The organism is Pantoea sp. EKM103V, from assembly GCF_011800365.1.
GTDB lineage: Bacteria > Pseudomonadota > Gammaproteobacteria > Enterobacterales > Enterobacteriaceae > Pantoea > Pantoea anthophila.
The window spans coordinates 78,485-103,180 of record NZ_JAALFQ010000001.1; the positions used below are offsets into that span (position 1 = coordinate 78,485).

Here is a 24,696-nt window from a genome sequence, read left to right on the forward strand (position 1 = left end):
AGCCACGTTGTGAACTATCAATTTACCGTCGATCTGAAAGACCTGCCGCAGCGTCAGCCGGTTAAAAAAACGCTGGGTGAGGTGGAAGTGTTACTGATCCGCGAGGGGGAGAGCGTTCGTGCTTACCAGGCGAAATGCCCGCATGCTGGCGCGCCGCTGGAGCAGGGCGCGATCTGTGGCGACCGGCTGGTCTGCCCGTGGCACAAAGCCGCATTTAATCTGGCCGACGGCAAAATGTGTGAACCGCTGGCGCTGGCCGATCTCAAACAGTATCCGCTGCGGATTGAAGAGGGGCGTGTGCTGGTCAATCCTGAGGCGATGTCGCCCGCCGCGCCCATTGGCAGCGGTGCAGACGCACCGGTTTTCGTGGTGCTGGGTGGCGGCGCGGCGGGAAGTGCTGCGCTGTGGCGGTTACGGCATGAGGGCTATAAAGGGCGTCTGGTGCTGGTGGAGCGGGAAGCGGACGCACCCTACGACCGCACTGCACTGACCAAATTTGTGCCATCAGGCAAGATGGATATCAGCGAGGTACCGCAGCTGCTGAAAGCGGATGTGATGGATCACGTCGAGCGCATTCAGGCCAGTGTGAGCCGCCTTGACGCTCAGCAGCAACGGCTGATCTTTGAAGATGGTGAAAGCCTCGCCTTCGACAAACTCCTGATCGCCAGTGGCGCGGCACCTGTACGTCCCGATATACCCGGCAGCGATCTGGAGGGGGTGCATCTGCTGCGCAGCAAAGCCCAGACCGACCAGCTGCTTCAGGCGGTAGATGCCAGCCATAAAATTGTGATTATCGGCAACAGCTTTATCGGCACCGAACTGGCGTCGGCGCTGCGTAACCGTGACATTGACGTGACGGTGATTGCCCGCCAGACGCTGCCCTTTGCGAAACAGTTTGGCGACCAGATTGGCCGCTATTTCTATCAGCTGCATCAGAAAAATGGCGTGAAATGGGAGCAGGGCGAAATTGAATCCCTGCAGGGCGATCAGCAGGTGAGCAGTGTGCAGCTTAAAGGGGGGCGGCAGTTGCCCGCTACCGTCGTCCTGTTTGCCACCGGCGTGAAACCGGCCACCGACTTTATCCACGATCTGCCGCTGGCAGAGGATGGCAGCCTGCAGGCCGATGCAGAGCTGAAGGTCGCTGAGAACATCTGGGTTGCGGGTGACATCGCGACGTATCCGTCGGCGCAGGGGCCGCTGCGCATCGAGCACTATCGTGTTGCGCATCAGCAGGGACAGACCGTCGCCAGAAATATGCTGGACCAGCACGTCGCCTTTGAACGTGTGCCCTTTTTCTGGACGACCCAGTATGGCACCCGTTATGAGTATCTGGGCCACGCCAGAGAGTGGGATAATTTCCAGCTGCTCGGCTCGCTGGAGGAGAAAAAGTTTATCGCGTGTTATGGACAGCAGGGTGAACTGGCGGCGATCTGCTCGTGCGGGATGTATACGCTGACCGCTGAGCTGGTGGAACGGATGCAGCAACCCATGACGTTTGCCGACGCCGTGGCGTACTGCAAGGCAGCGATGGAGTAAGCCGAACGCAGGGCGGACCGACGGGCCGCCCTGCTCATCATGGCTTGCTAGCTGCGGCTCAGTTTCTCTGACTTCGCCATGCACTGCTGCATCGCTTCAATCACCGCCGAACGCATCCCTTTCTCTTCCAGCACCTTCACCGCTTCAATGGTGGTGCCGCCGGGAGAGCAGACCATATCTTTGAGCTCCGCCGGATGTTTGCCGGTAGTCAGCACCATCTGCGCCGCCCCTTTCACCGTCTGCGCGGCAAACTGATAGGCCTGCGCGCGCGGCATGCCGCCAGCGACAGCCGCATCCGCCATCGCCTCGATAAACATGAAGACGTAAGCCGGGGCGGACCCGCTGACGCCCACGACCGAGTGAATCAGATACTCATCCACCACCGCCGCCTTGCCGAAGCTCTCAAAAATCGCGACCACTTCGTCGGTTTCTGCGGACTCCACCAGCGCATTAGGCGTGACCGAGGTCATGCCTTCACTCACCAGCGAGGGGGTATTAGGCATCGCCCGGACAATTTTGCGGTCATAACCCAGCACCGAAGAGAGTGAATCAAGCGTCACACCCGCCGCAATCGACACCACCAGCGCCTCTTTCTTCAGGCTGCCTGCCAGCTCTTTTAATACTTTCAGGATGACATTGGGTTTGACCGCGCCAAACAGAATGTCCACCTCGCGCGCCAGCGCGTCAGCACTCTCTGCGGCGTTAATGCCATACTGCTCTGCCAGCGCCTGGTTGGTGTCTGCTTTGCGGTCATAAACGAAAATATCAGACGGGGCGATTTTGCCACTGTTGACCAGTCCGCCGATAATGGCTTTCGCCATATTTCCCCCGCCGATAAACCCGATTTTCTTAGCCAGCATCGCCATCTCCTTAGGACATTATGCGTTTTCTTCCGGCTAGCTTACTTCAGTCAGCCCGAATAACAAGTCAGCCGCGTGCAGCCTGGAAAGCGTGCCGCAAATTAAATTTGCCATTTAAAGGGAACCCGGCAAGATCGCAGACTTCTCTGACTGTAAGGAGTGATGATGTCTATCTGGGTCGATGCCGATGCCTGTCCGAATGTGATCAAAGAGGTGCTGTACCGCGCGGCCGATCGCACCGCCACCACGGTCACCTTTGTGGCAAACCAGTTTCTGCGTGTGCCGCCTTCGCCCTATCTGCGCACCCTGCAGGTGCCTGCCGGGTTTGATGTCGCGGACAATGAAATTGTTAAACGTGTTGAGCCAGGGGATCTGGTGATTACCGCCGATATTCCGCTGGCGGCCGAGGTGATTGAGAAGGGGGCGGCGGCGCTGAATCCGCGTGGCGAGCGTTACTCACCGGCGACGATACGGGAACGGCTGACGATGCGCGACTTTATGGATACCCTGCGGTCAAGCGGTGTGCAGACCGGCGGCCCCGCGGCAATGAGTCCGCGTGACCGCCAGCAGTTTGCAAATGAACTGGATAGCTGGCTCAGACAGCAGAAACGCTGACGTTAAACGAAGCTGTCGTCGTCGTAATCGTCGCCGCCAAAATCGTTGAGGTCGCCGTTGTCGGCAAAATTGTTATCCCAGCCGCTGTTCTGATCCAGGAAGGCGTTGTCATTACCCTCGTTGAAGGTGTTGAGGTTGTCATCGCCGCCGTTAAAGGTATTGAGATTATCGTTCACCTCCGGCAGCGGTGGCTCATTGATGATGTTCACAATCTCTTCCGGCTGTGAGTGGTGGAACATGCTGGTCAGCATATCGGCCATCACCACACCACCGGCGACACCCACCGCCGTCTGCAGTGCGCCGCCGAGGAAGCCGGTGCCGCGTGACGCCGGGGCTGGCGCATATTGCGGCTGAGCCGGTTGCTGAGGCGCACTGTTCCAGGGTGACGGTTGCTGCTGTTGCTGAGCAGGCTGCTGCTGACGTGAACCGCCACCAAACAGCCCTGACAGAAACCCGCCACTGCTCTGGGCGGGCTGCTGTTGCTGCTGTTGTGCCAGCTGACTTTCCAGCGCCGATACCCGCTCATTGAGTTTTTTCAGCGCCGCTTCCTGAATCAGGATCGCCTGCGCCATGTAGTAAGGTGCGCCAGGCTGCGCCTGCAGGTGCTGGTTAATCAGTTGTTCGGCAGCGGCATCACGTGCCGCGGTCTGGCTTTCGGCCTGTTTCAGGCGGGTGAACAGCCCTTCGATCAGTTGTTGTTCTTCGCGTTGCATGATGACTCTCCTGTGGCGATGGTGATCAGTATATGTGGGCGGCTGAGAGAAAAGTAAATCTGTGGCGGTAAGCAAATATTGCCAGACCCGTTTTGCTCCGCTTTTTCGCCATTTCTGCCGGGCAGCGTAGACCCTGATGCACAAATCGTGCATGCATTTCCCCTTGAAAAGATGAGACTTATCGCCATTCAGGGCAGTAAAGTGCGTAAAACCTGCCTGACAGGTGGAGGCCATAATAATTTCCAGTTATGATGCGTCGCATTAATCAGCTAACCATGCAGCCGCATCGCGCGGTCAGGCGGAGGAACGGCCCTGATGTCACTACCCATCTTTTTGATTGGCGCTCGCGGTTGCGGCAAAACCACAGTCGGCGTGGCGTTGTCGCAGGCGCTGGGCTACGCCTTCACCGACACCGATCACCATCTGCAACTCAGCACGCAGCGCAGCGTGACCGAGATTGTGGCGGCAGAAGGGTGGGAGGGGTTCCGCGCCCGTGAAACCGAATCACTGCGGGCCGTGACGGCGCCGCGCACCGTGATAGCCACCGGCGGTGGCATGATTCTGGCCGAGGAGAACTGCCGCTTTATGCGGGAGCAGGGACAGGTGATCTGGCTTAGCGCCTCTCCGGAGGTGCTGGCAGAGCGGCTGCAAAGCGAACCAGAGGCGGCCCAGCGTCCGACCTTAACCGGCCGTCCGATTGCCGATGAGATGAGCGATGTCCTGCGCGAACGCGCGCATCTCTATCAGGCCGCCGCCCATCATCAGGTGAATGCCATGCAGTCCCCCGAGCGTGTGGTCGAGGAGATCCTGCTCTCCCTCTCCCTGGCGCGCGCCAGCTAACCCTCAGATTTTTCCCGCTTTGATCCCGCTTCAGTGGGTGTTGTCTATACTTACCTCATGACAGGCAGCGGCCTGTCCTGTGGAATGTTATTGAGAGAAGAGGGACACAGTATGCCGACCAGACCACCGTATCCACGTGAAGCGAAAGTTGTGCCTGTAGAAAAGGGTCCTGAGGGTAAAAAAGTCACGTCCTATGAGTTACGTGCTGACCACCCTAAACCAAATTCCTTAATCAGCGAGCACGAAACGGAAGAAGAAGCGCATGATGCCAAAGCGCGCTACGAAGACGTCGAAAAAGAGTAATTCGTTGCTGCTGGCAGGGACGCCAGCCTGTTTCATCCTGTGATAGCCGGCACACCTTCTTCTGTCGCCCCTGCGCGATAAAGCTTCCCCTTTCCCCGACCGCATCCGGTCAATTAACACGCAAAATTTACGCAGATTTACTGCGGCTGGCTTTTTGTCCGGGCGTCTGTTCTGCGCACTCCCGGCGTCGCCCTATAAAGCCCCGCTAATCAATTTTATCGCCGTATTTTCTCTGCTGCCGATCCTGCCGGTGTCAAAATTGTCGCTTGACCGATTCAGCGTCACGTTTTATTTTCGTCGCAACTGCAGAGGAACTTTGTTCCATATAGTGGAACCCGTGACATGACCACACTCGAAAATGCCGCCGCCGTACTCCGGTTATTTCAGCACAAGGGCGTGACGCAGGGGCATGTCGGTCTCTCCTTCAGTGAGGTGGTTGAGGCGCTGGGCCTGCCCAAAAGCACGGTATCGCGTCTGCTCGCCACGATGGAAAGTCAGGGGCTGCTGGAGCGCGATGCCGACACGCGCGGTTATCACATTGGCCGCGTATTGTTAGCCGCCGCCGGGCACTATCTGTCTGCACCGCTGGTGGACAGCGTCTCAGCCTCGATGGTCAGGCTGGCCGCAAAAACGGGCTGCATGGGCTATGTGTCAAAGCTGGATGGCCGGGAAATATTAGTGATGCGCATGTTTCATGGCCGTCACTTTACCCAGATGGTCACCCCACCCGGCAGCCGGATGCCGGCTGACGCCACCTCAACCGGCAGGGTACTGCTGGCGCAGTTAAGCGATGACGAGGTGCTGGCGCGTTTTCGTGACCACTGGCAGGCTGGACCGGCAAACTCGCCGCAAAGCCCGGAGGCGCTTCTTGCCAGTCTGGCGGAAATCCGGCAGCAGGGCTGGTCACTGGCCCGGAATGAGTCTCTGCCTGGCATCAGTTCACTGTCAGTCATCGTACACAACAAACATCATGGCGAAACGGTCGCGCTCTGCCTGTCGTTTCTGTCGCAGGAGTCGGAACCGGGATACCCGCCCGCGCTCCTTGACGCATTACGCGCAACGGCCACAGAGATGGCCGAAAAGTTTGGCGCGTAACGTCACCACGATTTTATCGGCGTAATACTTTCGCCACACCAGGGAAAACCAGGGCCTTCGGGCCTTTTTCTTTCAATCTGATCGCCATGCTTTACGCAGCAGCCTGGCTGGCTGTGTGCGTCCCCTCGCGTGTTTGTGCACGGGTGACGTTCCTGGCAGGAGGGCAGCGCCTGCGCGCATCAGAACCGTAAAAAAGACAAGCGGCGTCAACCCGTCAGCAGGCGGGCAGACATTCTTCTATTTCTTCTGGACAAGGACTGGCGGGGACATATGGAACGGGTAAATCCGATCAGGCATGCTGGCGTGGCACTGGTTTTAATTTTGCTTTCTATCGCGGGTGCCATTATTGGTATCCAGCTGATCACCACCCTTGGCGTAACGCCTAACACGTCGATTATTGGTGCGCTGTTTGCCATGCTGCTGGCGCGTATTCCGCTGCAGGCTTTCCGCCGCTATCGTTCGATTGAAATCCAGAATCTGGCGCAGACCGCTATCTCGTCAGCCACCTTCGGGGCAGCCAACAGCCTGCTGATGCCGATTGCGGTGCCCTGGGCGCTGGGAGAGCCACAGCTGGTCCTGCCACTCTTCTGTGGCGTCAGTGCCGCAATGCTGCTTGATGCCTGGCTGCTCTATCGTCTGTTTGATACCCGCGTCTTTCCGGCCAGCAATGCCTGGCCTCCGGGCGTGGCGGCGGCTGAAGCGATCAAAGCAGGGGATAAAGGGGGGCGCCAGGCCTGGCTGCTGGTGGCGGGTATTGTCGGTGGCGTTGTCGGCGCGATGCTGAAGATCCCGATGTCCGCCTTTGGCACCGCGTTTATCGGCAATATCTGGGCGCTGTCGATGCTCGGCATCGGTTTTCTGCTGCGGGCTTACGCGCAGCCGGTGGCTGGTATTGATATCAATGCACTCTACATTCCGCATGGCGTGATGGTCGGTGCCGGCCTGGTGGCGCTGATTCAGGTCATGATGGTGATCCGCAGTCGCAAAAATGATGCGCAGATGGTGAGCCGCAACGGCAATGAGGTGCAGCGGGCGCTGGGCTTCGGCAGCGTGGGCTACATCGTGATTTCGGCGCTGCTGGCGCTGGCGGGCGGCCTGTGGAGTGAGATGGGCATCGCGATGCTGCTGCTGTTTGTCCTCTACGCCGCCTTTGCTGCCTTTGCCCATGAACTGATTGTCGGGATTGCCGCGATGCACTCCGGCTGGTTCCCGGCCTTTGCCGTGGCGCTGATTACGCTGATTATCGGCATTCTGCTCGGCTTTCCGCCGCTGGCACTCTGTCTGCTGTGCGGCTTTACCGCCGCCACCGGGCCGGCGTTCGCCGATATGGGCTATGACCTGAAGGCGGGCTTTATCCTGCGCGGCAACGGTGCCGACCTGCAACAGGAGCTGTGGGGACGGCGCATTCAGCTGATCGCCGCCATGATCGCCTTTGTGGTGTCGATTCCGCTGGTCTGGTACGCCCATACCCTGTTCTTTACCGATAACCTGCTGCCGCCGGTGGCGCGGGTCTATGCCAAAACGATTCAGGCGGGCGCGGAGCCGGGTATCGCCGGAAACCTGCTGCTGTGGGCAATTCCTGGCGCGATGATTCAGCTGATCGGTGGACCGAAACGGCAGCTGGGCGTGCTGCTGGCCACCGGTCTGTTAATCAATAACGCGATGGCGGGCTGGGCTGTGATGGTCGGGATTGCCCTGCGCATCGTCATTATTCGCGTCTGGGGCGAGCGGGGCCGGTCGCCGATGGAAGTCATGGCGGCAGGGTTTATTGCCGGTGATGCCCTCTACAGCTTCTTCCATTCGCTGTTTGCCAGCAGCAGCAAGAAATAAAAGGATTAACGATGAGTTTGCAGCAGACCCTGACGGTTTTTGAATTACTGGACAGCGCCCATATCGACGGGCAGCAGGTGGTGGATCTGTTTGCGCCCTGGCCGGAGATCACGGCCCGTTTCAACCGGGTGACGGGTCCCAAAGGCCGGACCGACTTTGTGCGCATCGATATCCCGGGCGTGCAGGGCAAAGCCGCGGGAGGCCGTGCGCCAACGCTGGGAATTATTGGCCGGCTTGGCGGCATCGGTGCCCGCCCTGGCCGGATCGGGATGGTCTCCGATGCCGATGGCGCCGTCGCGGCGATCGCCTGTGCGCTGAAGCTGGCGCAGATGCAGGGTAAAGGCGACAGGCTGACGGGTGATGTGATCATCACCACCCATATCTGTCCCGATGCGCCCACGCGGCCGCATCTGCCGGTCGATTTTATGGATTCACCGATTGATGATGTCACGATGAATGACAATGAGGTGGTGGCGGGAGTGGATGCGATTCTGTCGATCGACACCACCAAAGGCAATCGCATCATCAACCACAAAGGTTTTGCCCTGTCGCCGACGGTAAAAGAGGGCTACATCCTGCGGGTGTCGGAGGATCTGCTGCGCATCATGGAGATGACCAGCGGTCGTCCGGCGGTGACCTTCCCGATCACGACTCAGGATATTACGCCGTACGGTAACGGGATTTATCACCTCAACAGTATTCTGCAGCCTTCCACCGCCACCGATGTCCCGGTAGTAGGCGTGGCGATCACGGCAGAGTCGGTGGTGCCGGGCTGCGGAACCGGGGCCAGTCATGAAGTGGACATTGCAGCCGCAGCGAAGTTTGCCATTGAGGTCGCCAAGGAGTTTGGTCGTGAAACCTGTCACTTCTACGACGCCGACGAATATGCGCGGCTGATCGCGCTCTATGGCAGCCTGGCGCATCTGCGTCACCGGAACCACTAAGATGACGGCCTCCCTGGTGACGCTGACCATCGGTCAGTCGCCGCGCAGCGACATACTGCCGCTGCTGCGTCAGCATCTGCCGGATGCGCAGACCGATCACGCCGGACTGCTGGATGGGCTGAGCCGCACCGAGATCGAGGCGCAGTTTGCGCCGGATGCAGGCGATGCGGTGCTGGTGTCACGGCTGCAAAGCGGCGAACAGGTGCGGCTGGCGGCGTCGAAGGTCGAGCAGGGACTGCAGCGCAAAATCAGTGCGCTGGAACTTGCAGGCTATCAGACCATCCTGCTGCTCTGCACCGGTGAATTCAGCCAGCTTCGCACCCGACAGGCGCTTCTGCTGGAGCCGGACCGTATTATCCCGCCGCTGATCGGCGCCATGGTGCAGCAGCAGCAGATCGGGATCGTGGTGCCGGTTACGGAGCAGATTGTCGAGCAGGCGGGTAAGTGGCAGCATCTGCCCGTTCCCCCCTGTTATGCGGTTGCCAGCCCCTATGAGGGCGATCAGGCGACCTTCATCAGTGCAGCACGCACGCTGCAAGCGCAGGGTGCGGCGCTGGTGGTGATGGACTGTATGGGGTATCACCAGCAGCATCGGGCTGCGTTACAGCAGCAGCTGGGCGTGCCGGTTCTCCTCTCTAATGAGCTGGTGGCCCGGCTGGCGGCCGCGCTGCTTCCCTGACGAAGGCGATCACAAACGCCTGTGATTTCGCGTGACAGATCAGCGGGTTCCCTTCTACACTGCCAGACACACAACATGTGCTCTGGAGACTATTATGCTCAACGTAAGTGAGTATTTTGACGGAAAAGTTAAATCTATCGGTTTTGACAGTGCGAGCACCGGCCGTGCCAGCGTGGGCGTGATGGCTGAAGGTGAATACACATTCGGTACCGGTCAGCCGGAAGAGATGACCGTGGTCAGCGGCTCGCTGAAGGTGTTACTGCCGGGTGAGACGGAGTGGAAATGGTTTGAAGCGGGTTCGGTGTTCAACGTGCCGGGTCACAGCGAATTTCATCTGCAGGTGGGCGAGCCGAGCTCCTATCTCTGCCGTTACCTGAAAGATTAAAAAAGGGCCGCTAAGCGGCCCTTTTTTTATGGTCAGACAACCCCTGTCAGCATGGGGCTGCCTGCCGATGATTAACGCTGGGCTTCGCCGCCGAGCGCTTCCACCAGGTTGCTGGTCAGCGCGGCCAGTTCGCTGGTCATCAGAATAAAGTCAGCATCAAAACGCTGGGCAAAATCTTCGCGGTCGATATCGTCGTTCTGGTCGCGCAGCGTGTCACTGAACTTCAGACGTTTCACTGAACCATCATCGGCCAGCACAAACTGAATACGCTCCTGCCAGTCGAGCGCCAGTTTGGTCACCAGCTTGCCCGCTTCAATGTGGTTTGCGATCTCATCGCACACCAGATCCTGCTTTTTACAACGGATGACGCCGCCATCTTCCAGCAGCGCTTTCAGCTCCGCTTCATCCATCAGTGCAAAACCGGCCGGCAGATCGCCTGAGCGCACCCATTCGGTCAGCGTCAGCTCAATCGGACTTTCCAGCGTCAGGGGCACCACCGGCAGTGAACCCAGACTTTTACGCAGCAGCGCCAGCGTATCTTCCGCTTTCTTAGCGCTGGCACAGTCCACCATAATCAGATTGTTAACCGTGTCGATCCAGAGGTAAGTCTGGCTGAAACGGCTGAAGGCGCGCGGCAGCAGGCTGTGCAGCACTTCATCCTTCAGCGAATCTTTTTCTGTCTTCTTCAGCTTGCGGCTCTGCTCAGATTCCAGCTTGTCGATTTTGGCTTCCAGCGCCTGTTTCACCACCGGTGCAGGCAGAATTTTCTCTTCTTTACGGGCGCAAATCACGATCTGGCCGTTGTTCTCGTGGGTCAGCGCATCACTGCGGTTGCCCATCGGCGAGACCCAGCCGGTTTTGCTTAAATCCTGACTGCCACACGGCGAAAACGTGAAGGCGTCGAGCTGTTTTTCCATCTCATCTGCGGACAGCGGAATGTCACGATTCAGACGATAAACCATCATATTTTTAAACCACAACATCGGGATTCCTTACCGTGGCGCGATCGGGCGCACAAGTCTGCTAGAGTCAGCGCGCATGATAGCGAAACATCGGAGTGGTTTCATTGCCTTTCCGGCTGGCGGCTTCTACTGTATCTCTCATCTGAACGAATAATGAGGAATAAACCGTGCGCATAGGTATCGATCTGGGTGGCACCAAGACAGAAGTGATTGCATTGTCAGATGAAGGGCAGGCGCTGTTCCGCCACCGGGTAAATACCCCTCGTGATGACTATCAGGCGACGGTACAGGCGATTGTCGATCTGGTGACGCTGGCTGAAGAGAAAACCGGCCAGAGCGGCACGGTCGGGATCGGTATTCCTGGCTCACTGTCGCCTTACAGCAGGCGGGTGAAGAATGCTAACTCCACCTGGCTCAACGGCCAGCCGCTGGATAAAGATCTGGCACAGGCGCTGAACCGCGAAGTGCGTATCGCCAACGACGCCAACTGTCTGGCGGTGTCGGAAGCGATCGACGGCGCCGGCGCCGGACAGGCGCTGGTGTTTGCGGTGATCATCGGCACCGGCTCGGGAGCGGGCGTGGCGATCAACGGTGAGTCGCGCATTGGCGGCAACGGCAATGCCGGTGAGTGGGGGCACAATCCCCTGCCCTGGATGGATGAGGATGAGCTGCGCTACCGCCAGGAAGTGCCCTGCTACTGCGGCCAGCAGGGCTGCATTGAGACGTTTGTCTCTGGCACCGGCTTTGGCATTGACTATCAGCGGCTGAGCGGCGTGCATCGCAAAGGGGCGGAGATCGTCTCGCTGCTGGCGCAGCAGGATCCGATCGCCGAACTGGCGATGAGCCGTTATGAGCTGCGGCTGGCAAAATCGCTGGCGCAGGTGGTGAATCTGATCGATCCCGATGTGATCGTGCTGGGGGGCGGGATGAGCAACGTGGATCGCCTCTATCAGACCGTGCCGCTGCTGATGAAGAAGTGGGTGTTTGGCGGCGAGTGTGAAACGCCGGTGCTGAAAGCGCAGCATGGCGACTCCAGCGGCGTGCGCGGTGCGGCGTGGCTCTGGCCGCTGCAGAGCTGATGCGGCATGCCGGTGAGAGCTGGCTCTGTCATGCGCTTGCCGGACCGCGGCGGCTCAGCCCCTGAAGTACCAGGCGCTGAGCCGTTGATCCGTCAGCGTTATTGTACCGGTTTACTCGCCCACCAGCATACTGTCCTGCGGGGCGCGGCCGCGCTGCGCTTTGGTCGCAAGGAAATAGAGATAGCCCACCACCATAATGGCGACAAATAGCACGCCAATCACCGGGTTGAACCACAGCATGGCCAGCAGGCAGATGACCGACAGCAGCAGGGCGATGCCCGGCACAATCGGATAGCCCGGCGCACGGAAACTGCGTGCCATCTCCGGCGCGCTGCGGCGCAGCCGGAAGAGGCTGAGCATGCTCATGATGTACATCACGATGGCACCAAACACCGCCATGGTGATCATCGCCGCCGTCAGTGTCATCCCCTGCAGATTGATCACGCCATCGCTGTAGATGGCCGCAATGCCCAGCACGCCGCCGGTAAGGATGGCGCGATGCGGGGTCTGAAAACGCGACAGTTTTGCCAGGGCAGGAGGCAGATAACCCGCGCGGGCCAGCGCAAAGAACTGCCGTGAGTAGCCGAGAATAATGCCGTGGAAGCTGGCAATCAGGCCAAACAGGCCGATCCAGACCAGCATATGCATCCAGTTTGAGTGCTCCCCGACGATCATTTTCATCGCCTGCGGCAGCGGATCGTTAATGTCAGCCAGTTTGCGCCAGTCGCCCGCACCGCCCGCCATCAGCATCACGCCAATCGCCAGCACCACCAGTGTCAGAATGCCGCTGATGTAGGCGCGGGGAATGGTCCGGGTGGGATCTTTTGCCTCTTCTGCCGCCATTGCCGCGCCTTCAATGGCGAGGAAAAACCAGATGGCAAAAGGGATCGCGGCGAAAATGCCGGAGAAGGCGGGCAGTCCGAAGCTGTCGCTGCCCGCCCAGCCGTGTGCGGCGAAGTTCGCCAGGCTGAAACCGGGAGAGACCACGCCCATAAACACCAGCAGTTCGATCACCGCCAGCACCGTCACCACCAGTTCGAACATCGCGGCCAGTTTTACGCCGAGGATATTCAGCGTCATAAACAGCAGGTAGGCGCCGACGGCGGCGGTTTTCGGGTTGAGGTCGGGATACTGCACGTTGAGATAGGCCCCAATCGCCATGGCAATCGCCGGTGGCGCAAAGACAAACTCAATCAGCGTCGCCAGACCGGCAATCAGCCCGCCGGTTTCACCAAAGGCGCGGCGACTGTAGGCAAACGGCCCGCCCGCATGGGGGATCGCGGTGGTCAGTTCGGTGAAGCTGAAGATAAAACAGGTGTAAAGCGTGGCGATCAGCGCGGTGGTGACCAGGAATCCCAGCGTGCCCGCCACCGCCCAGCCATAGCTCCAGCCAAAATATTCGCCTGAGATCACCAGGCCAACCGCAATCCCCCACAGATGCAGGGTACCCAGCGTGGGCTTGAGTCTGTTTGTCATAACTGCCATCCCCGTCGTTGTTGGTCTTATGCGGCGTTACACCGCCATTACGCTACAGTAGAAGGATGATGCCGCTGCCTTGCGCGCCACGACTTGACACCAGCGCAGTGACTTCTGTTCTCCAGAGTCAACTCACACGCAACAACCGGGCCAGTTGCACGCTGCGGTCAACTTTGTCTCCTCTGAAGTCAAGCAGCACACACGCTGGCCACGCATGCTGAAATGACGCAAGTGACCAGGAGCCGGACTGATGAGCGCGAAACAATATGACAACCTGACTGATTCCCAACTCACCCTGATGGCGCAGCAGGCGCTGGCCTGTTATCCCGATCCACTGCAGGGTCAGCTCAGCCTGCTGTGCCGATCGGAGAACGCCACGTTTCTGCTCAGGGCGGCCGGGCAGCGTTATGCGCTGCGGCTGCATCGTGGCGATTACCATCAGAAAGCGGATATCGTCAGTGAATTGCAGTGGCTCGATGCGCTGCGTGAAACCGGCATCATGGTGCCGGAAGCGGTGCCGGATAAAGAGGGCGAACAGGTGCTGACGCTGCGGCTGCCGGATGGCAGCGAGCGTTATGTGGTGCTGTTTCACTGGATCGAGGGCGAGATGCCGACCACCGACGTCGATCCCCGCGCCTTTCAGCAGCTGGGGCAGATCACCGCCCGGCTGCACCAGCAGAGTAAGCAGTGGCAAAAGCCAGCGGGCTTTCAGCGCATTATCTGGGACCACCACACCATGACCAGCGCGGAGAGTCACTGGGGACGCTGGCAGGATGCGCCGAACCTCAACCCTGCCGATCACGGCGTGGTCGAACAGGCGATTGCGCAGGTGGGCGCGGCGATGGCGCAGTTCGGGAAGGGATCGGATCGTTACGGCCTGATCCACGCCGATCTTCGCCTGACCAACCTGCTGCTGCATAAAGGGGAAACGCGGGTGATCGACTTTGATGACTGCGGGCTGGGCTGGTATCTGCACGATCTGGCGGCGGCGATCAGTTTTGTTGAGCACCATCCGCGCGCCCCGGAGTGGATCGATCACTGGATCCGCGGTTATGAGCAGGTGGCGCACATCAGCGATGCGGAGATGGCTATGCTGCCTGCGCTGCTGGTTCAGCGTCGTATTCAGCTCACCGCGTGGGTCGGTTCGCATGCCGAAACGGAAATGGCGCGCAGTCTGGGACCCGAGTGGGCGAGCCATTCAGTGCGTCTCTGCCGCCGTTATCTGGAGGGGGAGCGACTGCCGGTGGGAGTCTGATGCACCAGCGACGGGCGTCGCTGCGCCGCCACAGTGCCCGACAGCCGGGTGGCGCAGCGGAAGAGGCGGCCGGGATGCGGGATGCGGTTGCGCCCGTGCCGCCTGCGGCTGGCTTCGGGAAACTGGTATGGAAATTGCTGTCAGTAACAGGGGTGATCCACCTTTCTACTCACAGAGGCGACCATGAATCCGACACTGATCAAGCCCGATGCGTTTGCTGCCTGCTCGGCAGCCGCAGAAGCTGGCAATCACGGCGTACTGGCTGCGGCAGCGACTGGCCTGAGCGACTTTATTCATACTCAGGGCGGCGACGCGGACCGCATCTTCGGTATCAGCGGCATCGATCCGGAGCGCCTTGCCAGCCCGACGCTGAGCCTCGGGCTGGTTAACTACTGTCGGGTACTGGAAGAGGCGGCCCGACACTCCGGTTCTGATAACTTCGGTTTGCACTACGGCAGGCAGTTTAAACCGCAGTCATTAGGCCTGATTGGCTACATCGGTCTCTGTTCCACCACGCTGGAACAGGCGCTGCACAATGTGGTCAACGCGTTTCCCTGGCATCAGCACGACACGCTGACACGCCTGGTGGATAAGGGGGAATGCTGGCGGCTCGACTATCAGGTGCGCCACGGGGCGATTCTGTCGCGCCGTCAGGATGCGGAGCTGACGCTGGGCATGTTTATGAATCTGATCCGCCACGTGGCGGGCAAACACTGGGCGCCGCGCGAAGTGCACTTTGAACATCCGCGCCCCGGCCAGTGGCACGATCACTGCAAAGTCTTTGATGCGCCGGTCTGGTTCGATCAGCCCTTCAATTCACTGGTGATCCCGAAGCGGGATCTGCTGCGCGCCATGCCGGAGAGCGATCCGATCCTGCTGACGGTGATGCAGGATGCGATACGGCGGCTTAATCGCGGCACGTCGCAGCAGAGCATGGTTGAGCAGGCGCGTTCGCAGGTCAATCTGTCGCTGATGCAGGGGGAGCCGGTGCTGGAAGAGGTGGCGGAGAAGCTGGGGCTGTCGAGCTGGTCACTGCAGCGGCGGCTGCGCGAAGAGGGCAGCAGCTTCACCGCGCTGGTGGATCAGGTGCGCTGCGAAATGGCGACACACTACCTGCAACAGAAGCAGCTGCCGATTTCAGAAATGGCGCTGCTGCTGGGCTACTCGGAAGTCAGTGCTTTTTCGCGCGCGTTCCGTCGCTGGTTTGGTATCAGTCCGCGTCAGTGGCGTCAGGAGGGGCTGGCCAGCTAACCACGCGGCGCAAAGCCGAACCACGCGGGTTGTCCGGGCTCCGGCGGTGGCGGAAGGCCGCGGGTCTGCGCCACCAGCTGCCATGCGCGCAGGCAGAGCGCTTCATCACCCTGGGTCTGGGTCACCGCATAACGTCCACTCCGTTGCCACTCCATCCGTACCAGACATTGCTGGCCCGCATAACGGGCTGCATCCCGGAAGTCCCGGTTCAGCACCGGCTGCATTTGATGCGTCCAGTGACAGGATTTGCTGTCAGGATCTTTCTCCGGCAGACAGAGGTTTGCCACGCTATCCCGTTGCTTTATCACAGCTTGCTGGCAGGCGCTGAGCGAGATGGCAACAATCACACCCGGCAATATCCGCCTCATTACATTAATCAAATTCATTTAACTGGCCCATCTCCCCTTAAAGATCTTCCTGTCTGCTGCCGACAGTCTACAGACCGGCCTGCTGAATGCTATGGCATTCCTCCGACTGTCAGCAGAACCAGAATTTACCGCCCCGGTGCGGACGATCTCTCTTTCACGTTTTGGATGAGAAAGGCAGAAAAACAGGCCTTTGCGGCACTCTCCTGGTTGACGGCGGGCAGTGCCTTCCATGCCAGCAAACCCGCCTTGATTCTGGTGCTGCCTGCGGATAACGGCTCGCCGGATGTCAGCGCCGCGCATCGCTTAACCTCCCGGCTGACGCGCCCGTTATCCCTGGGGCAGCTCCAGCTGGCTGTAACCCAATCCATTCATCTTGCGCACTTTAATCTGCACCGGGATACGCTCCTTCATCGCCTCGACGTGGCTGATCACCCCGATGGTTTTGCCGCTGGCGTTGAGCGCATCCAGGGCATCCAGCGCGGTGTCGAGCGTCTGGGCGTCCAGCGTGCCGAATCCTTCATCCAGAAACAGCGATTCGATGCGCGTTTTGTGGCTCACCAGATCGGATAACGCCAGGGCCAGCGCCAGACTGACCAGGAAGCTCTCCCCGCCCGACAGGGTGCGGGTATCGCGCGCGGCGTCAGCCTGCCAGGTGTCAACCACATCCAGCTCCAGCTGATCCTGCGCCCGCCGCTGCAGCAGATAGCGGCCGTGTAGCCGGTCGAGCTGACGGTTAGCGAGCGCGACCAGATGATCCAGCGTCAGCCCCTGGGCGAAACGCCGGAATTTATCGCCGCTGGCGGAGCCGATCAGGTCGTTGAGCAGGCTCCACTGCTCCAGCGCCACCCCATCCTGTTCTATCTGTGTCATCAGACTCTGCTGCCGGGCACGCAGGCTGGCGTCGCTGTGCAGCTGCTGCTGAATCTGACCCTGCTGGCTGGCGTTGTCGCGCAGCGCCAGCCGCAACTGCTCCAGCTGCTGCGCCAGCGCCTCGGCAGATTCCGGCATCGCATCGGGCTTTGCCTGCTGATGGGCGCTGAGCCGCTGACGCAGATCCGCCCGTCGCGCCTGCTGCTGCTGGTACTGCTGATCGAGCTGCTGCAGCTGCTGGCGCAGTTGCAGCGCACTCTGCTCATCCAGCAGCGCCGCGCGCAGGCTGGCTTCATCGGCAAATCCGGCGCGCGCCAGTGACTGCTGCAGTGTGTTTTCCGCCTCTGCCAGTTTGCTGCTGAGGGTCTGACGCTGATTTTCCAGCCCCGCCAGCTCACCCTGCAGGCGACTGACCTCGGCCTGCGCCTGTTGCAGGGCGGTGAGCTGCTGTGCCAGCTGTTCATCGGCGTGCTGAACGCGGGCCTGCAGCTGCTGACGGGCGAGGGTGACCTCGCGATCGCCAAACAGCGCCAGACGCTGCTGACGCATTTCGCTGAGCTGCGCCTGGCTCTGCTGCTGCTGCTGCTGACGAATCGTGAGCTGCTGCTGTTCCTGTTCAGCCTGCTGCTGCAGGGCAGTGAGCTGGGTTTCCCCTTTCAACAGCTGTGGCTGCAGGTTAGCGAGCAACTGCTCACTCTCCTGCCAGCGCTGCCAGCGCCGCTGTTGCTCCGCCAGCCACGCAGCGCGATCGGCGGCAGCGGGCAGGGCAAGATGGTGTGCGCTGAACTGCTGCTCCAGACGGCTCTGCAACTGCTCCCAGGCCTGCTGTTCCTGCTGTTGGCGCTGTTGCAGCACATCCAGCGCCTGTAGCAGGCTGGTCAGCGACTGCTGCGCCAGCTGTTCGGCCTGCTGCTGCTGCTGCCAGGCCTGTAGCTGCTGAAGATGGTGATCTTTCGCAGCCTGACGCGCCTGTTCAGCGGCTTCCTGAGCCTGTCGCTGCTGCTCAAGCTGACTTTCACGGTCGCTTTGCTGCTGCTGCCACGTGGCCAAGGTCTCGCGATCGGCAAGCGGGAAAGTAAGTGCCAGCTCACCGCTCAGAACCTGCCATTGCTGCTCAAGCTGCTCAAGCTGTTGCTGCATCCCGGCGATTTCCTCGCGCAGCGTCTGCTGCTGTACCGCAGACTGCTTCAGCTGTTCGTTTTTTGCCGTGCCCGCTTCGCGCAGTGCCTCGGTTTGTTGTTGCAGCGCAGCCCGGCGCTGTTGGTTAGCACTGACTTCCAGTGTGCTGTAGGCCCCGACGGCGGGATGGGTGCAGGAGCCGCACAGCGGGCAGGGCTGATCGGCGGTGAGCCGGGCGCGGTAGTCGCTGAGATCGACAATCTGCTGCTCCAGCGCGCAGATTTTTTCCACATCATCCAGCTGCTGTTTTTCGCGTTTCCACGTCTCACGCAGCGTCTGCAATTCCGCTTCACTCTGCTGATGCGCTTTTTCCAGCGCATGTAGCCTTTGCTGGCGCTGATCCAGCTGCTGGTGCAGCGGCTGCCACTGCGTTGAGAGCAGCAGCAGTTGCTGACGCGCCGGACGGCTGCACTGCAACTGGCTTAACGCCTGACGCAGTGCTGCAGGCGGATGCTGCTCCTGAAGCGAAGTTAGTGCTTGCTCCGCCTGCGACAGCGCCTGGCGGGCCTGTTGCTCCGCCTGCTGGCGCGGCAGTGCCTGTCGGGCCTGCTGCTGCTGCTCCGCCTGCTGCGTGGCGATCTGCTGCTGCTGCTGATTGCGCTGTTGTGTCAGTCCCGCCAGCGTCGCTTCACGCTGTGCCAGCAGGGCAAAATTCTCCTGCCACAGCGGCAGCGAAGCCCCCCAGTGCGCCAGATCGGTCAACTGCTCACGTAACTGATGCTGTTCAGCCATCGCCTGCTTCAGGCGGGTCACCTGACGGGTCTGCTCCGCCAGGGTTGCCTGAGTCTGATCAAGATGCTGTTGCTGACGGGCGTTTTCCTGCTGCTGCTCCTCATTGTGCTGCTGCAGGGCGCTGATGCGCTGATCCAGCGGCAACACCTGTTCCGTCAGCAGGGTCTCCTGCTGCTGCTGTTCCTGCTGTGCCTGCTGGCGGGCAAGCTGGGTGGCCGCATAGCGCTGCTGATGCTGCTGATGCTGGCTCTGCGCCTGCTGCTGCTGATCCGTCAGCTGCTGACAGCGATGCGAGACCTGCTGCTGTTCGGTACGCAGGGTGTCGCGCTGCTGCAGCGCGCCCCGCAGTTTTTCAGCCGGTTCGCTGCGTACCAGCCGCTGGCGATCGGGCTCAGCGGCCTGTAAGGCCGCGCTGGCCTGCTGCACCGCCGCCTCCGCCTGCTCACTCTCCCGCTGCAGCTGCTGTGCCTGTTGCTGCCACTGCTGTTGCTGTTGCGCCTGCTGATAGTGGCTGCTGAGCTGCTGTTCCGCCTGGGTCAGCCCGGTCAGCTGCCGTTGCAGCGCCTCGCGCGCCTCACTCTCCAGCAGGGTCATCGCGCCTGCCTGGCTGCGCAGCAGGTCCAGCTGGGTTTTCGCCTCTTTGTGGCGCTCATAAATGGCGGCTGAGATCAGGCCGTAGATTTCGGTGCCGGTCAGCTCTTCGAGAAGTTCGGCGCGTTCACTGGCTCTGGCATTGAGAAACGCGGCGAACTGGCCCTGAGAGAGCATCATCGAGCGGGTGAAGCGTTCAAAATCGAGCCCGGAGAGGGTTTCCGTCAGCTTCAGCTTGTCACCCACCTTATCGGCCACGATGGTGTTGTCGGCGCAGCGTGCCAGCTCAACGCGCGGGGCCTGCAGCTTGCCGTCGGCGGCACCGCGGGCGCGGTTCTGACTCCAGAAGGCGCGCCAGGCCTCACCCTTAATCTCAAACTCCACCTCAGCCAGACATTCCGCGCAGTCGCGGGTCATCAGCGGGTTCTGGCTCTGGGAGATCGCGCCCAGGCGCGGTGTCTGGTGGTAGAGCGCCAGGCAGATGGCGTCCAGCAGGGTGGTTTTCCCGGCACCGGTGGCACCGGTAATGGCGAACAGGCCGTTGCTGGCAAAAGGTTCGGCGCGGAAATCGATAAACCATTCACCGCGCAGGGCATTCAGATTTTTAAAACGTAGCGTAAGGATCTTCATTGGGTCTCTTCCATGGCGGCCAGCGTCTGACGAAACAGGGTGGTCATCTGATCGATCTGCTCCGCCTCTAAGCCCTCATCCAGCGCCAGCCGGCGGGCGAAGACCTCTTCCACCTTCAGCTCGCTCAGGGTTTCATTGTCAAGCCGCGCCAGGCTCTGCTGCCGCTGTTCACGGCTGCGGCGTAAAAGCAGCACCTCGACGGGCAGCGTGGCGGTCAGCGTTTCCACTTGGCGTTGCAGATCGCTGAGGTACTCCTGGGTCGTCACTTCGATATCGAGCCAGATCGGTTTCTCCGGCTGCTGCCCGCTGAAGGCGTTTAACTGTTCAGCGATCTGCGCCAGCGATCCTTTCAGCGCCTGCATCGGCTGAGTCTGCGGCACCACCAGCGGGGTGACCGCCTGCAGGCCGCTGGCCGTCAGCTCCAGCAGGAAGACGCTTTTTTCACTGCTCAGCTCATCAAAACTCAGTGGGATCGGTGAGCCGCTGTAGCGGATATGCTCGCTGCCGGCGACGCGCTGTGCGCGATGAATATGGCCCAGCGCAATATAGTCGGCGGCGGGAAAGGCGCTGGCCGGGAAGGCGTCCAGCGTGCCGATATAGATGTCACGCACCGAATCGCTCTGGCTGACGCCGACGGTGGTGAGGTGACCGGTGACGATCACCGGCAGCGCATGGCCCAGTGCCTGCGCTGCGGCGAAACGCTGCTGATAGTGGTGAGCGATCGCCTCCAGCAGCGAGGTCTGTTTGTCGCGTCCCGACTGACCCGCCCGGCTGCGCAGGATGTCGCGCGGGCGCAGGTAGGGAATCGCACAGAGCAGCGCCCCCGGTTCACCCTGACGGGTGTTGAGCAGCAGCACATCATCGTCCTGCGGGGTGGCGATCACCCGGGTATTGAGACAGGCGAGCAGCTCGCGCGACTCATTCAGCGTCGCCACGGAGTCGTGGTTGCCCGCCAGCACAATCAGCTGACAGCCGCTGGGCTGCAGCGCCACCACAAACCGGTTGAACATTTCGCGCGCGTAGCTGGGCGGCGTGCCGGTATCAAACAGATCGCCCGCGATAATCAGCGCATCCACCTGATGCTGTTCGATCTGGATCAACAGCCAGTCGAGAAACGCCTGATGTTCGGCCGCCCGGCTTTTGTTGTAGAAGAACTGCCCCAGATGCCAGTCCGCAGTGTGAATAATGCGCATGATGAGTCCCTGCCGTTGTGATTCGCCCGGCGATTATACTGGCTCTGCGGCCAAAGCAAAAAAGAGTCGCTGCACTGTCATAATTGATTACCTATGTGGTTACAGGCAGGTTATGTTTTTCATAAAAGTGTCACAAATCTGACGCATAATGGCGCCGCGAATCTCAGTGACAGCCGTCATAATCAGCAGGAGAAATAATGGCTAAGCGCATTTTGGTTGTGGAGGATGAAGCCCCCATCCGTGAAATGTTGTGTTTTGTTCTGGAGCAGAACGACTATCAGCCAATCGAGGCGGAAGATTATGACAGCGCCGTGGCCAGGCTGATCGAACCCTGGCCCGATCTGATTCTGCTGGACTGGATGTTACCGGGCGGCAGCGGCATTCAGTTTATCAAACACCTGAAGCGTGAGGCGATGACGCGCGACATTCCGGTCATGATGCTGACCGCCCGTGGCGAGGAGGAAGATCGGGTGCGCGGGCTGGAAGTGGGCGCGGATGACTACATTACCAAGCCTTTTTCCCCCAAAGAGCTGATGGCGCGCATTAAAGCGGTGATGCGCCGTATTTCACCAATGGCGGTGGAAGAGGTGATCGAGATGCAGGGGCTGAGTCTGGACCCCTCGTCGCATCGCGTGATGTCCGAAACCACGCCGCTGGAGATGGGCCCGACCGAATATAAGCTGCTGCACTTCTTTATGACGCACCCGGAGCGCGTTTACAGCCGCGAACAGCTGCTGAACCACGTCTGGGGCACCAATGTGTATGTGGAAGATCGCACCGTTGATGTTCACATCCGTCGTTTACGTAAAGCGCTGGAGATCTCCGGCCACGATCGCATGGTACAAACCGTTCGCGGAACAGGGTATCGTTTCTCTGCCCGCTACTGAACGGAGCCTTTACCGTGCTGGAACGCCTCTCCTGGAAGAGATTACTGACAGAACTGCTGCTGGCCTGTCTGCCCGCGCTGCTGCCTGGCCTGCTGTTTGGCGGGCTGGCATGGTGGCTGCTGCTGAGCGTGCTGCTGGTGCTGCTGTGGCATTTTCATAATCTGATGCGGCTGTCACACTGGCTGTGGCTCGACCGCACCATGACGCCCCCTGCCGGGCGTGCCAGCTGGGAGCCGCTCTTCTATGGGCTTTACCAGATGCAGCTGCGCAACCGGCGGCGGCGGCGCGAACTGGGCAATCTGATCAAGCGTTTCCGCAGCGGTGCCGAATCGCTGCCGGATGCGGTGATCCTCACCACCGAAGAGGGCACCATTTTCTGGTGCAACGGACTGGCGCAGCAGCACCTTGGCCTGCGCTGGCCGGAAGATAATGGCCAGAATATCCTCAACCTGCTGCGTTACCCCGAATTCTCCCGCTATCTTCGCCAGCGCGATTTTGATAAACCCCTGACGCTGGTGCTGAACAATAAACTGCACATGGAATTTCGCGTTATGCCCTACAGTGAAGGGCAGTGGCTGCTGGTGGCGCGCGATGTGACGCAGATGCATCAGCTGGAAGGGGCGCGCCGCAACTTCTTTGCCAATGTCAGTCATGAGCTGCGCACCCCGCTTACGGTGCTGCAGGGCTATCTGGAGATGATGAACGACTCGGTGATGAGCGAACCTTCGCGCAGCAAAGCGCTGCACACCATGTCGGAGCAGACGCGCCGCATGGACAGTCTGGTTAAGCAGCTGCTGACGCTGTCGCGCATCGAAGCGGCCCCGGCGATCGACCTGAAAGAGAAGGTCGATGTGCCGGTGATGCTGAAACTGCTGCAGCATGAAGCCGCGACGCTGAGCGGCGGCCGCCACGACATCCATTTCCACACCGATCCCCATCTGAAAGTGTTCGGCAACGATGAACAGCTGCGCAGCGCCATCTCCAATCTGGTTTACAACGCGGTGAACCACACGCCAGAGGGCACGCGGATCGATATCAGCTGGCTGCGCGGCAAACAGGGCGCGATTTTCCGGGTCTGTGACAACGGGCCGGGGATCGCGCCGGAACACATCCCGCGGCTGACCGAGCGCTTCTACCGGGTTGACAAGGCGCGCTCACGCGCCACCGGTGGCAGCGGACTGGGGCTGGCGATTGTGAAACATGCCCTGAGCCACCACAACGCGCGGCTCGATATCACCAGCGTGCCGCATAAGGAGACCTGCTTTACCTTTACGCTGCCGGCAAGGTTGATTGTCAGCAGCGTGATGCAGGAGAATGCCGTTCATTAACCGCTGCCGGAACTCTGCCATGCGCCTGCTTCTTCTCTTCCTCATTACGCTGCTGCCGGGTCTGGCGCTGGCTCAGCCCGGCACGCTCGCCGGCAATCTCAGCAGTGTCGGGTCTGATACGCTGGGCTATCTGATGACCCTCTGGAGCGAGGATTTCAGCCGCCAGGCTCCGGGCGTTAACGTGCAGGTGCAGGCCTCCGGCTCCTCTACGGCCCCGACCGCGCTGGCGGCGGGGGCGGCGCAACTCGGCCCGATGAGCCGTCCAATGCAGGCGGATGAACGCCAGGCGTTTGAAGCGCGCTACGGCTACCCGCCGCTGGCGGTGCCGGTGGCCATGGATGCGCTGGTCGTCGTGGTCAACCAGCGCAATCCGCTGCAACAGATTGCGCCCTCGCAGCTTGATGCCCTTTTTTCAGTGACCCGCCTGTGCGGTGCACACAGCGTGCCGCGGTTCTGGGGCGATCTTGGCTTAACCGGCGCTGAGTGGCGTAAACGGCCGATTCAGCGCTATGGCCGCAACTCCGCCTCCGGCACCTGGGGTTTCTTCAAGCAGCAGGCGCTCTGCAAGGGCGATTTTCGCCGCGACGTGGCGGAGTTTCCCGGCTCGGCTGCGGTGGTGCAGGCGGTGGCCGGGAACCCGCGCAGCATTGGCTACGCCAGTTTTGGCTTTCATCTCAGCGGCGTCAAAATGCTGGCGGTGATGAACGATCAGGGGCAGGCGATTGCCCCGGATGCGGAGGCTATCCGCAGTGGCCGCTATCCCTGGGCGCGTCCGCTCTATCTCTATGTCAATAAAGCGTCCGGAAAGCCGTTGCCGCCGCTGGTGGCCGCGTTTCTGCAGCAGGTGCTTTCCGCGCAGGGACAGCGTCGGGTCAGTGAAGCGGGCTACCTGCCGCTCTCTGACGCGCAGATGGCGCAGGCGCGTGCAGCCCTGCAGTAATCCTCTAAGTTGAATTTTTTTCATCATCGCTGAATTTTCTTCAGTTGCAGACTGAGGCCACTCATGTCACTCTGCATTCAGACATATAGCCATCCAGATGGCTATTTATATCAGAATGCAATAATTTCCTGCCGCAATGATTGGCAGGAGAGACA

General features: G+C 60.4%; 22 protein-coding genes and 1 pseudogene. 16 read left to right on the top strand and 7 right to left on the bottom strand.

Annotation, left to right across the window (positions count from 1 at the left end):
• Nucleotides 1–9: 9 nt before the first annotated feature.
• Complete coding sequence (locus HFD97_RS00405) at nt 10–1,536, top strand: FAD-dependent oxidoreductase (RefSeq protein ID WP_058956381.1); 1,527 nt, start codon at nt 10–12, stop codon at nt 1,534–1,536.
• A 47-nt stretch (nt 1,537–1,583) separates the two neighbouring features.
• Here HFD97_RS00405 and proC read toward each other — a convergent pair whose 3' ends face one another.
• Entirely contained in the window at nt 1,584–2,396 is an 813-nt protein-coding gene (gene proC, locus HFD97_RS00410; RefSeq protein ID WP_140923328.1) for a pyrroline-5-carboxylate reductase, read from the bottom strand.
• A gap of 165 nt (nt 2,397–2,561) precedes the next feature.
• Between proC and HFD97_RS00415 the strand changes: the two genes are divergently transcribed.
• Nucleotides 2,562–3,011 carry a YaiI/YqxD family protein gene (locus HFD97_RS00415; protein WP_009091816.1) on the top strand — a complete coding sequence of 150 codons (450 nt, stop codon included), beginning with the start codon at nt 2,562–2,564 and terminating at the stop codon, nt 3,009–3,011.
• Between the two features lie 2 nt (nt 3,012–3,013).
• Here HFD97_RS00415 and HFD97_RS00420 read toward each other — a convergent pair whose 3' ends face one another.
• A complete protein-coding gene (locus tag HFD97_RS00420) occupies nt 3,014–3,724 on the bottom strand; it encodes a DUF2076 domain-containing protein (RefSeq protein ID WP_009091814.1) in 711 nt (236 codons plus the stop codon).
• Nucleotides 3,725–4,039: 315 nt separating this feature from the next.
• Between HFD97_RS00420 and aroL the strand changes: the two genes are divergently transcribed.
• From aroL to ppnP, 7 genes are all read left to right on the top strand, one after another.
• On the top strand, nt 4,040–4,564 hold the full coding sequence (aroL, locus tag HFD97_RS00425; protein WP_167431185.1) for a shikimate kinase AroL: 525 nt from the start codon (nt 4,040–4,042) through the stop codon (nt 4,562–4,564).
• Nucleotides 4,565–4,675: 111 nt separating this feature from the next.
• Nucleotides 4,676–4,867: a YaiA family protein gene (locus HFD97_RS00430; protein ID WP_009091809.1), complete on the top strand. Its 192-nt coding sequence runs from the start codon at nt 4,676–4,678 to the stop codon at nt 4,865–4,867.
• A gap of 342 nt (nt 4,868–5,209) precedes the next feature.
• Complete coding sequence (locus HFD97_RS00435; RefSeq protein ID WP_167431184.1) at nt 5,210–5,962, top strand: IclR family transcriptional regulator; 753 nt, start codon at nt 5,210–5,212, stop codon at nt 5,960–5,962.
• Between the two features lie 270 nt (nt 5,963–6,232).
• A complete protein-coding gene (locus tag HFD97_RS00440; RefSeq protein WP_167431183.1) occupies nt 6,233–7,792 on the top strand; it encodes an OPT/YSL family transporter in 1,560 nt (519 codons plus the stop codon).
• A gap of 11 nt (nt 7,793–7,803) precedes the next feature.
• Complete coding sequence (locus HFD97_RS00445) at nt 7,804–8,736, top strand: DUF1177 domain-containing protein (protein ID WP_009091804.1); 933 nt, start codon at nt 7,804–7,806, stop codon at nt 8,734–8,736.
• Between the two features lies 1 nt (nt 8,737).
• Nucleotides 8,738–9,415, top strand: a complete 678-nt coding sequence (locus HFD97_RS00450; RefSeq protein WP_167431182.1) for an AroM family protein — start codon at nt 8,738–8,740, stop codon at nt 9,413–9,415.
• A 94-nt stretch (nt 9,416–9,509) separates the two neighbouring features.
• On the top strand, nt 9,510–9,800 hold the full coding sequence (gene ppnP, locus HFD97_RS00455; RefSeq protein WP_009091800.1) for a pyrimidine/purine nucleoside phosphorylase: 291 nt from the start codon (nt 9,510–9,512) through the stop codon (nt 9,798–9,800).
• 71 nt (nt 9,801–9,871) lie between these two features.
• Here ppnP and rdgC read toward each other — a convergent pair whose 3' ends face one another.
• Nucleotides 9,872–10,783 carry a recombination-associated protein RdgC gene (rdgC, locus tag HFD97_RS00460; RefSeq protein ID WP_009091797.1) on the bottom strand — a complete coding sequence of 304 codons (912 nt, stop codon included), beginning with the start codon at nt 10,781–10,783 and terminating at the stop codon, nt 9,872–9,874.
• A 146-nt stretch (nt 10,784–10,929) separates the two neighbouring features.
• Here rdgC and mak point away from each other — a divergent pair, with 146 nt between their 5' ends.
• A complete protein-coding gene (gene mak, locus HFD97_RS00465) occupies nt 10,930–11,841 on the top strand; it encodes a fructokinase (RefSeq protein WP_046101338.1) in 912 nt (303 codons plus the stop codon).
• Nucleotides 11,842–11,952: 111 nt separating this feature from the next.
• On the opposite strand, the gene eat is transcribed toward mak, so the two are convergent.
• Entirely contained in the window at nt 11,953–13,317 is a 1,365-nt protein-coding gene (eat, locus tag HFD97_RS00470; protein WP_167431181.1) for an ethanolamine permease, read from the bottom strand.
• Nucleotides 13,318–13,567: 250 nt separating this feature from the next.
• Here eat and HFD97_RS00475 point away from each other — a divergent pair, with 250 nt between their 5' ends.
• Nucleotides 13,568–14,572 (top strand): phosphotransferase enzyme family protein, encoded by a 1,005-nt coding sequence (locus HFD97_RS00475; RefSeq protein WP_009091791.1) that lies wholly within the window; start codon nt 13,568–13,570, stop codon nt 14,570–14,572.
• Between the two features lie 183 nt (nt 14,573–14,755).
• Nucleotides 14,756–15,823 carry an AraC family transcriptional regulator gene (locus HFD97_RS00480; protein WP_167431180.1) on the top strand — a complete coding sequence of 356 codons (1,068 nt, stop codon included), beginning with the start codon at nt 14,756–14,758 and terminating at the stop codon, nt 15,821–15,823.
• On the opposite strand, the gene HFD97_RS00485 is transcribed toward HFD97_RS00480, so the two are convergent.
• Nucleotides 15,820–16,209, bottom strand: a complete 390-nt coding sequence (locus tag HFD97_RS00485; protein WP_167431179.1) for a cell envelope integrity TolA C-terminal domain-containing protein — start codon at nt 16,207–16,209, stop codon at nt 15,820–15,822. The genes HFD97_RS00480 and HFD97_RS00485 overlap by 4 nt on opposite strands.
• Nucleotides 16,210–16,356: 147 nt before the next feature.
• On the opposite strand from HFD97_RS00485, the pseudogene HFD97_RS00490 reads away from it, so the two are divergent.
• A pseudogene (locus HFD97_RS00490) lies at nt 16,357–16,470 on the top strand (hypothetical protein); the annotation flags it as partial.
• A gap of 48 nt (nt 16,471–16,518) precedes the next feature.
• Here HFD97_RS00490 and HFD97_RS00495 read toward each other — a convergent pair.
• Both HFD97_RS00495 and sbcD read right to left on the bottom strand, forming a co-directional pair.
• Nucleotides 16,519–20,193, bottom strand: a complete 3,675-nt coding sequence (locus HFD97_RS00495; protein ID WP_167431178.1) for an AAA family ATPase — start codon at nt 20,191–20,193, stop codon at nt 16,519–16,521.
• Nucleotides 20,190–21,386 (bottom strand): exonuclease subunit SbcD, encoded by a 1,197-nt coding sequence (gene sbcD, locus HFD97_RS00500; protein WP_167431177.1) that lies wholly within the window; start codon nt 21,384–21,386, stop codon nt 20,190–20,192. The genes HFD97_RS00495 and sbcD overlap by 4 nt, the downstream gene beginning before the upstream one ends.
• 197 nt (nt 21,387–21,583) lie before the next feature.
• On the opposite strand from sbcD, the gene phoB reads away from it, so the two are divergent.
• From phoB to HFD97_RS00515, 3 genes are read left to right on the top strand one after another with little or no spacing between them, the layout of a single operon-like run.
• The gene (gene phoB, locus HFD97_RS00505; RefSeq protein WP_009091780.1) at nt 21,584–22,273 is read left to right on the top strand and encodes a phosphate response regulator transcription factor PhoB; all 690 of its coding nucleotides are present in this window, start codon (nt 21,584–21,586) and stop codon (nt 22,271–22,273) included.
• A gap of 14 nt (nt 22,274–22,287) precedes the next feature.
• Nucleotides 22,288–23,601 carry a phosphate regulon sensor histidine kinase PhoR gene (gene phoR, locus HFD97_RS00510; protein WP_009091779.1) on the top strand — a complete coding sequence of 438 codons (1,314 nt, stop codon included), beginning with the start codon at nt 22,288–22,290 and terminating at the stop codon, nt 23,599–23,601.
• A 19-nt stretch (nt 23,602–23,620) separates the two neighbouring features.
• Nucleotides 23,621–24,541, top strand: a complete 921-nt coding sequence (locus tag HFD97_RS00515) for a PstS family phosphate ABC transporter substrate-binding protein (protein WP_167431176.1) — start codon at nt 23,621–23,623, stop codon at nt 24,539–24,541.
• Nucleotides 24,542–24,696 lie beyond the last annotated feature (155 nt).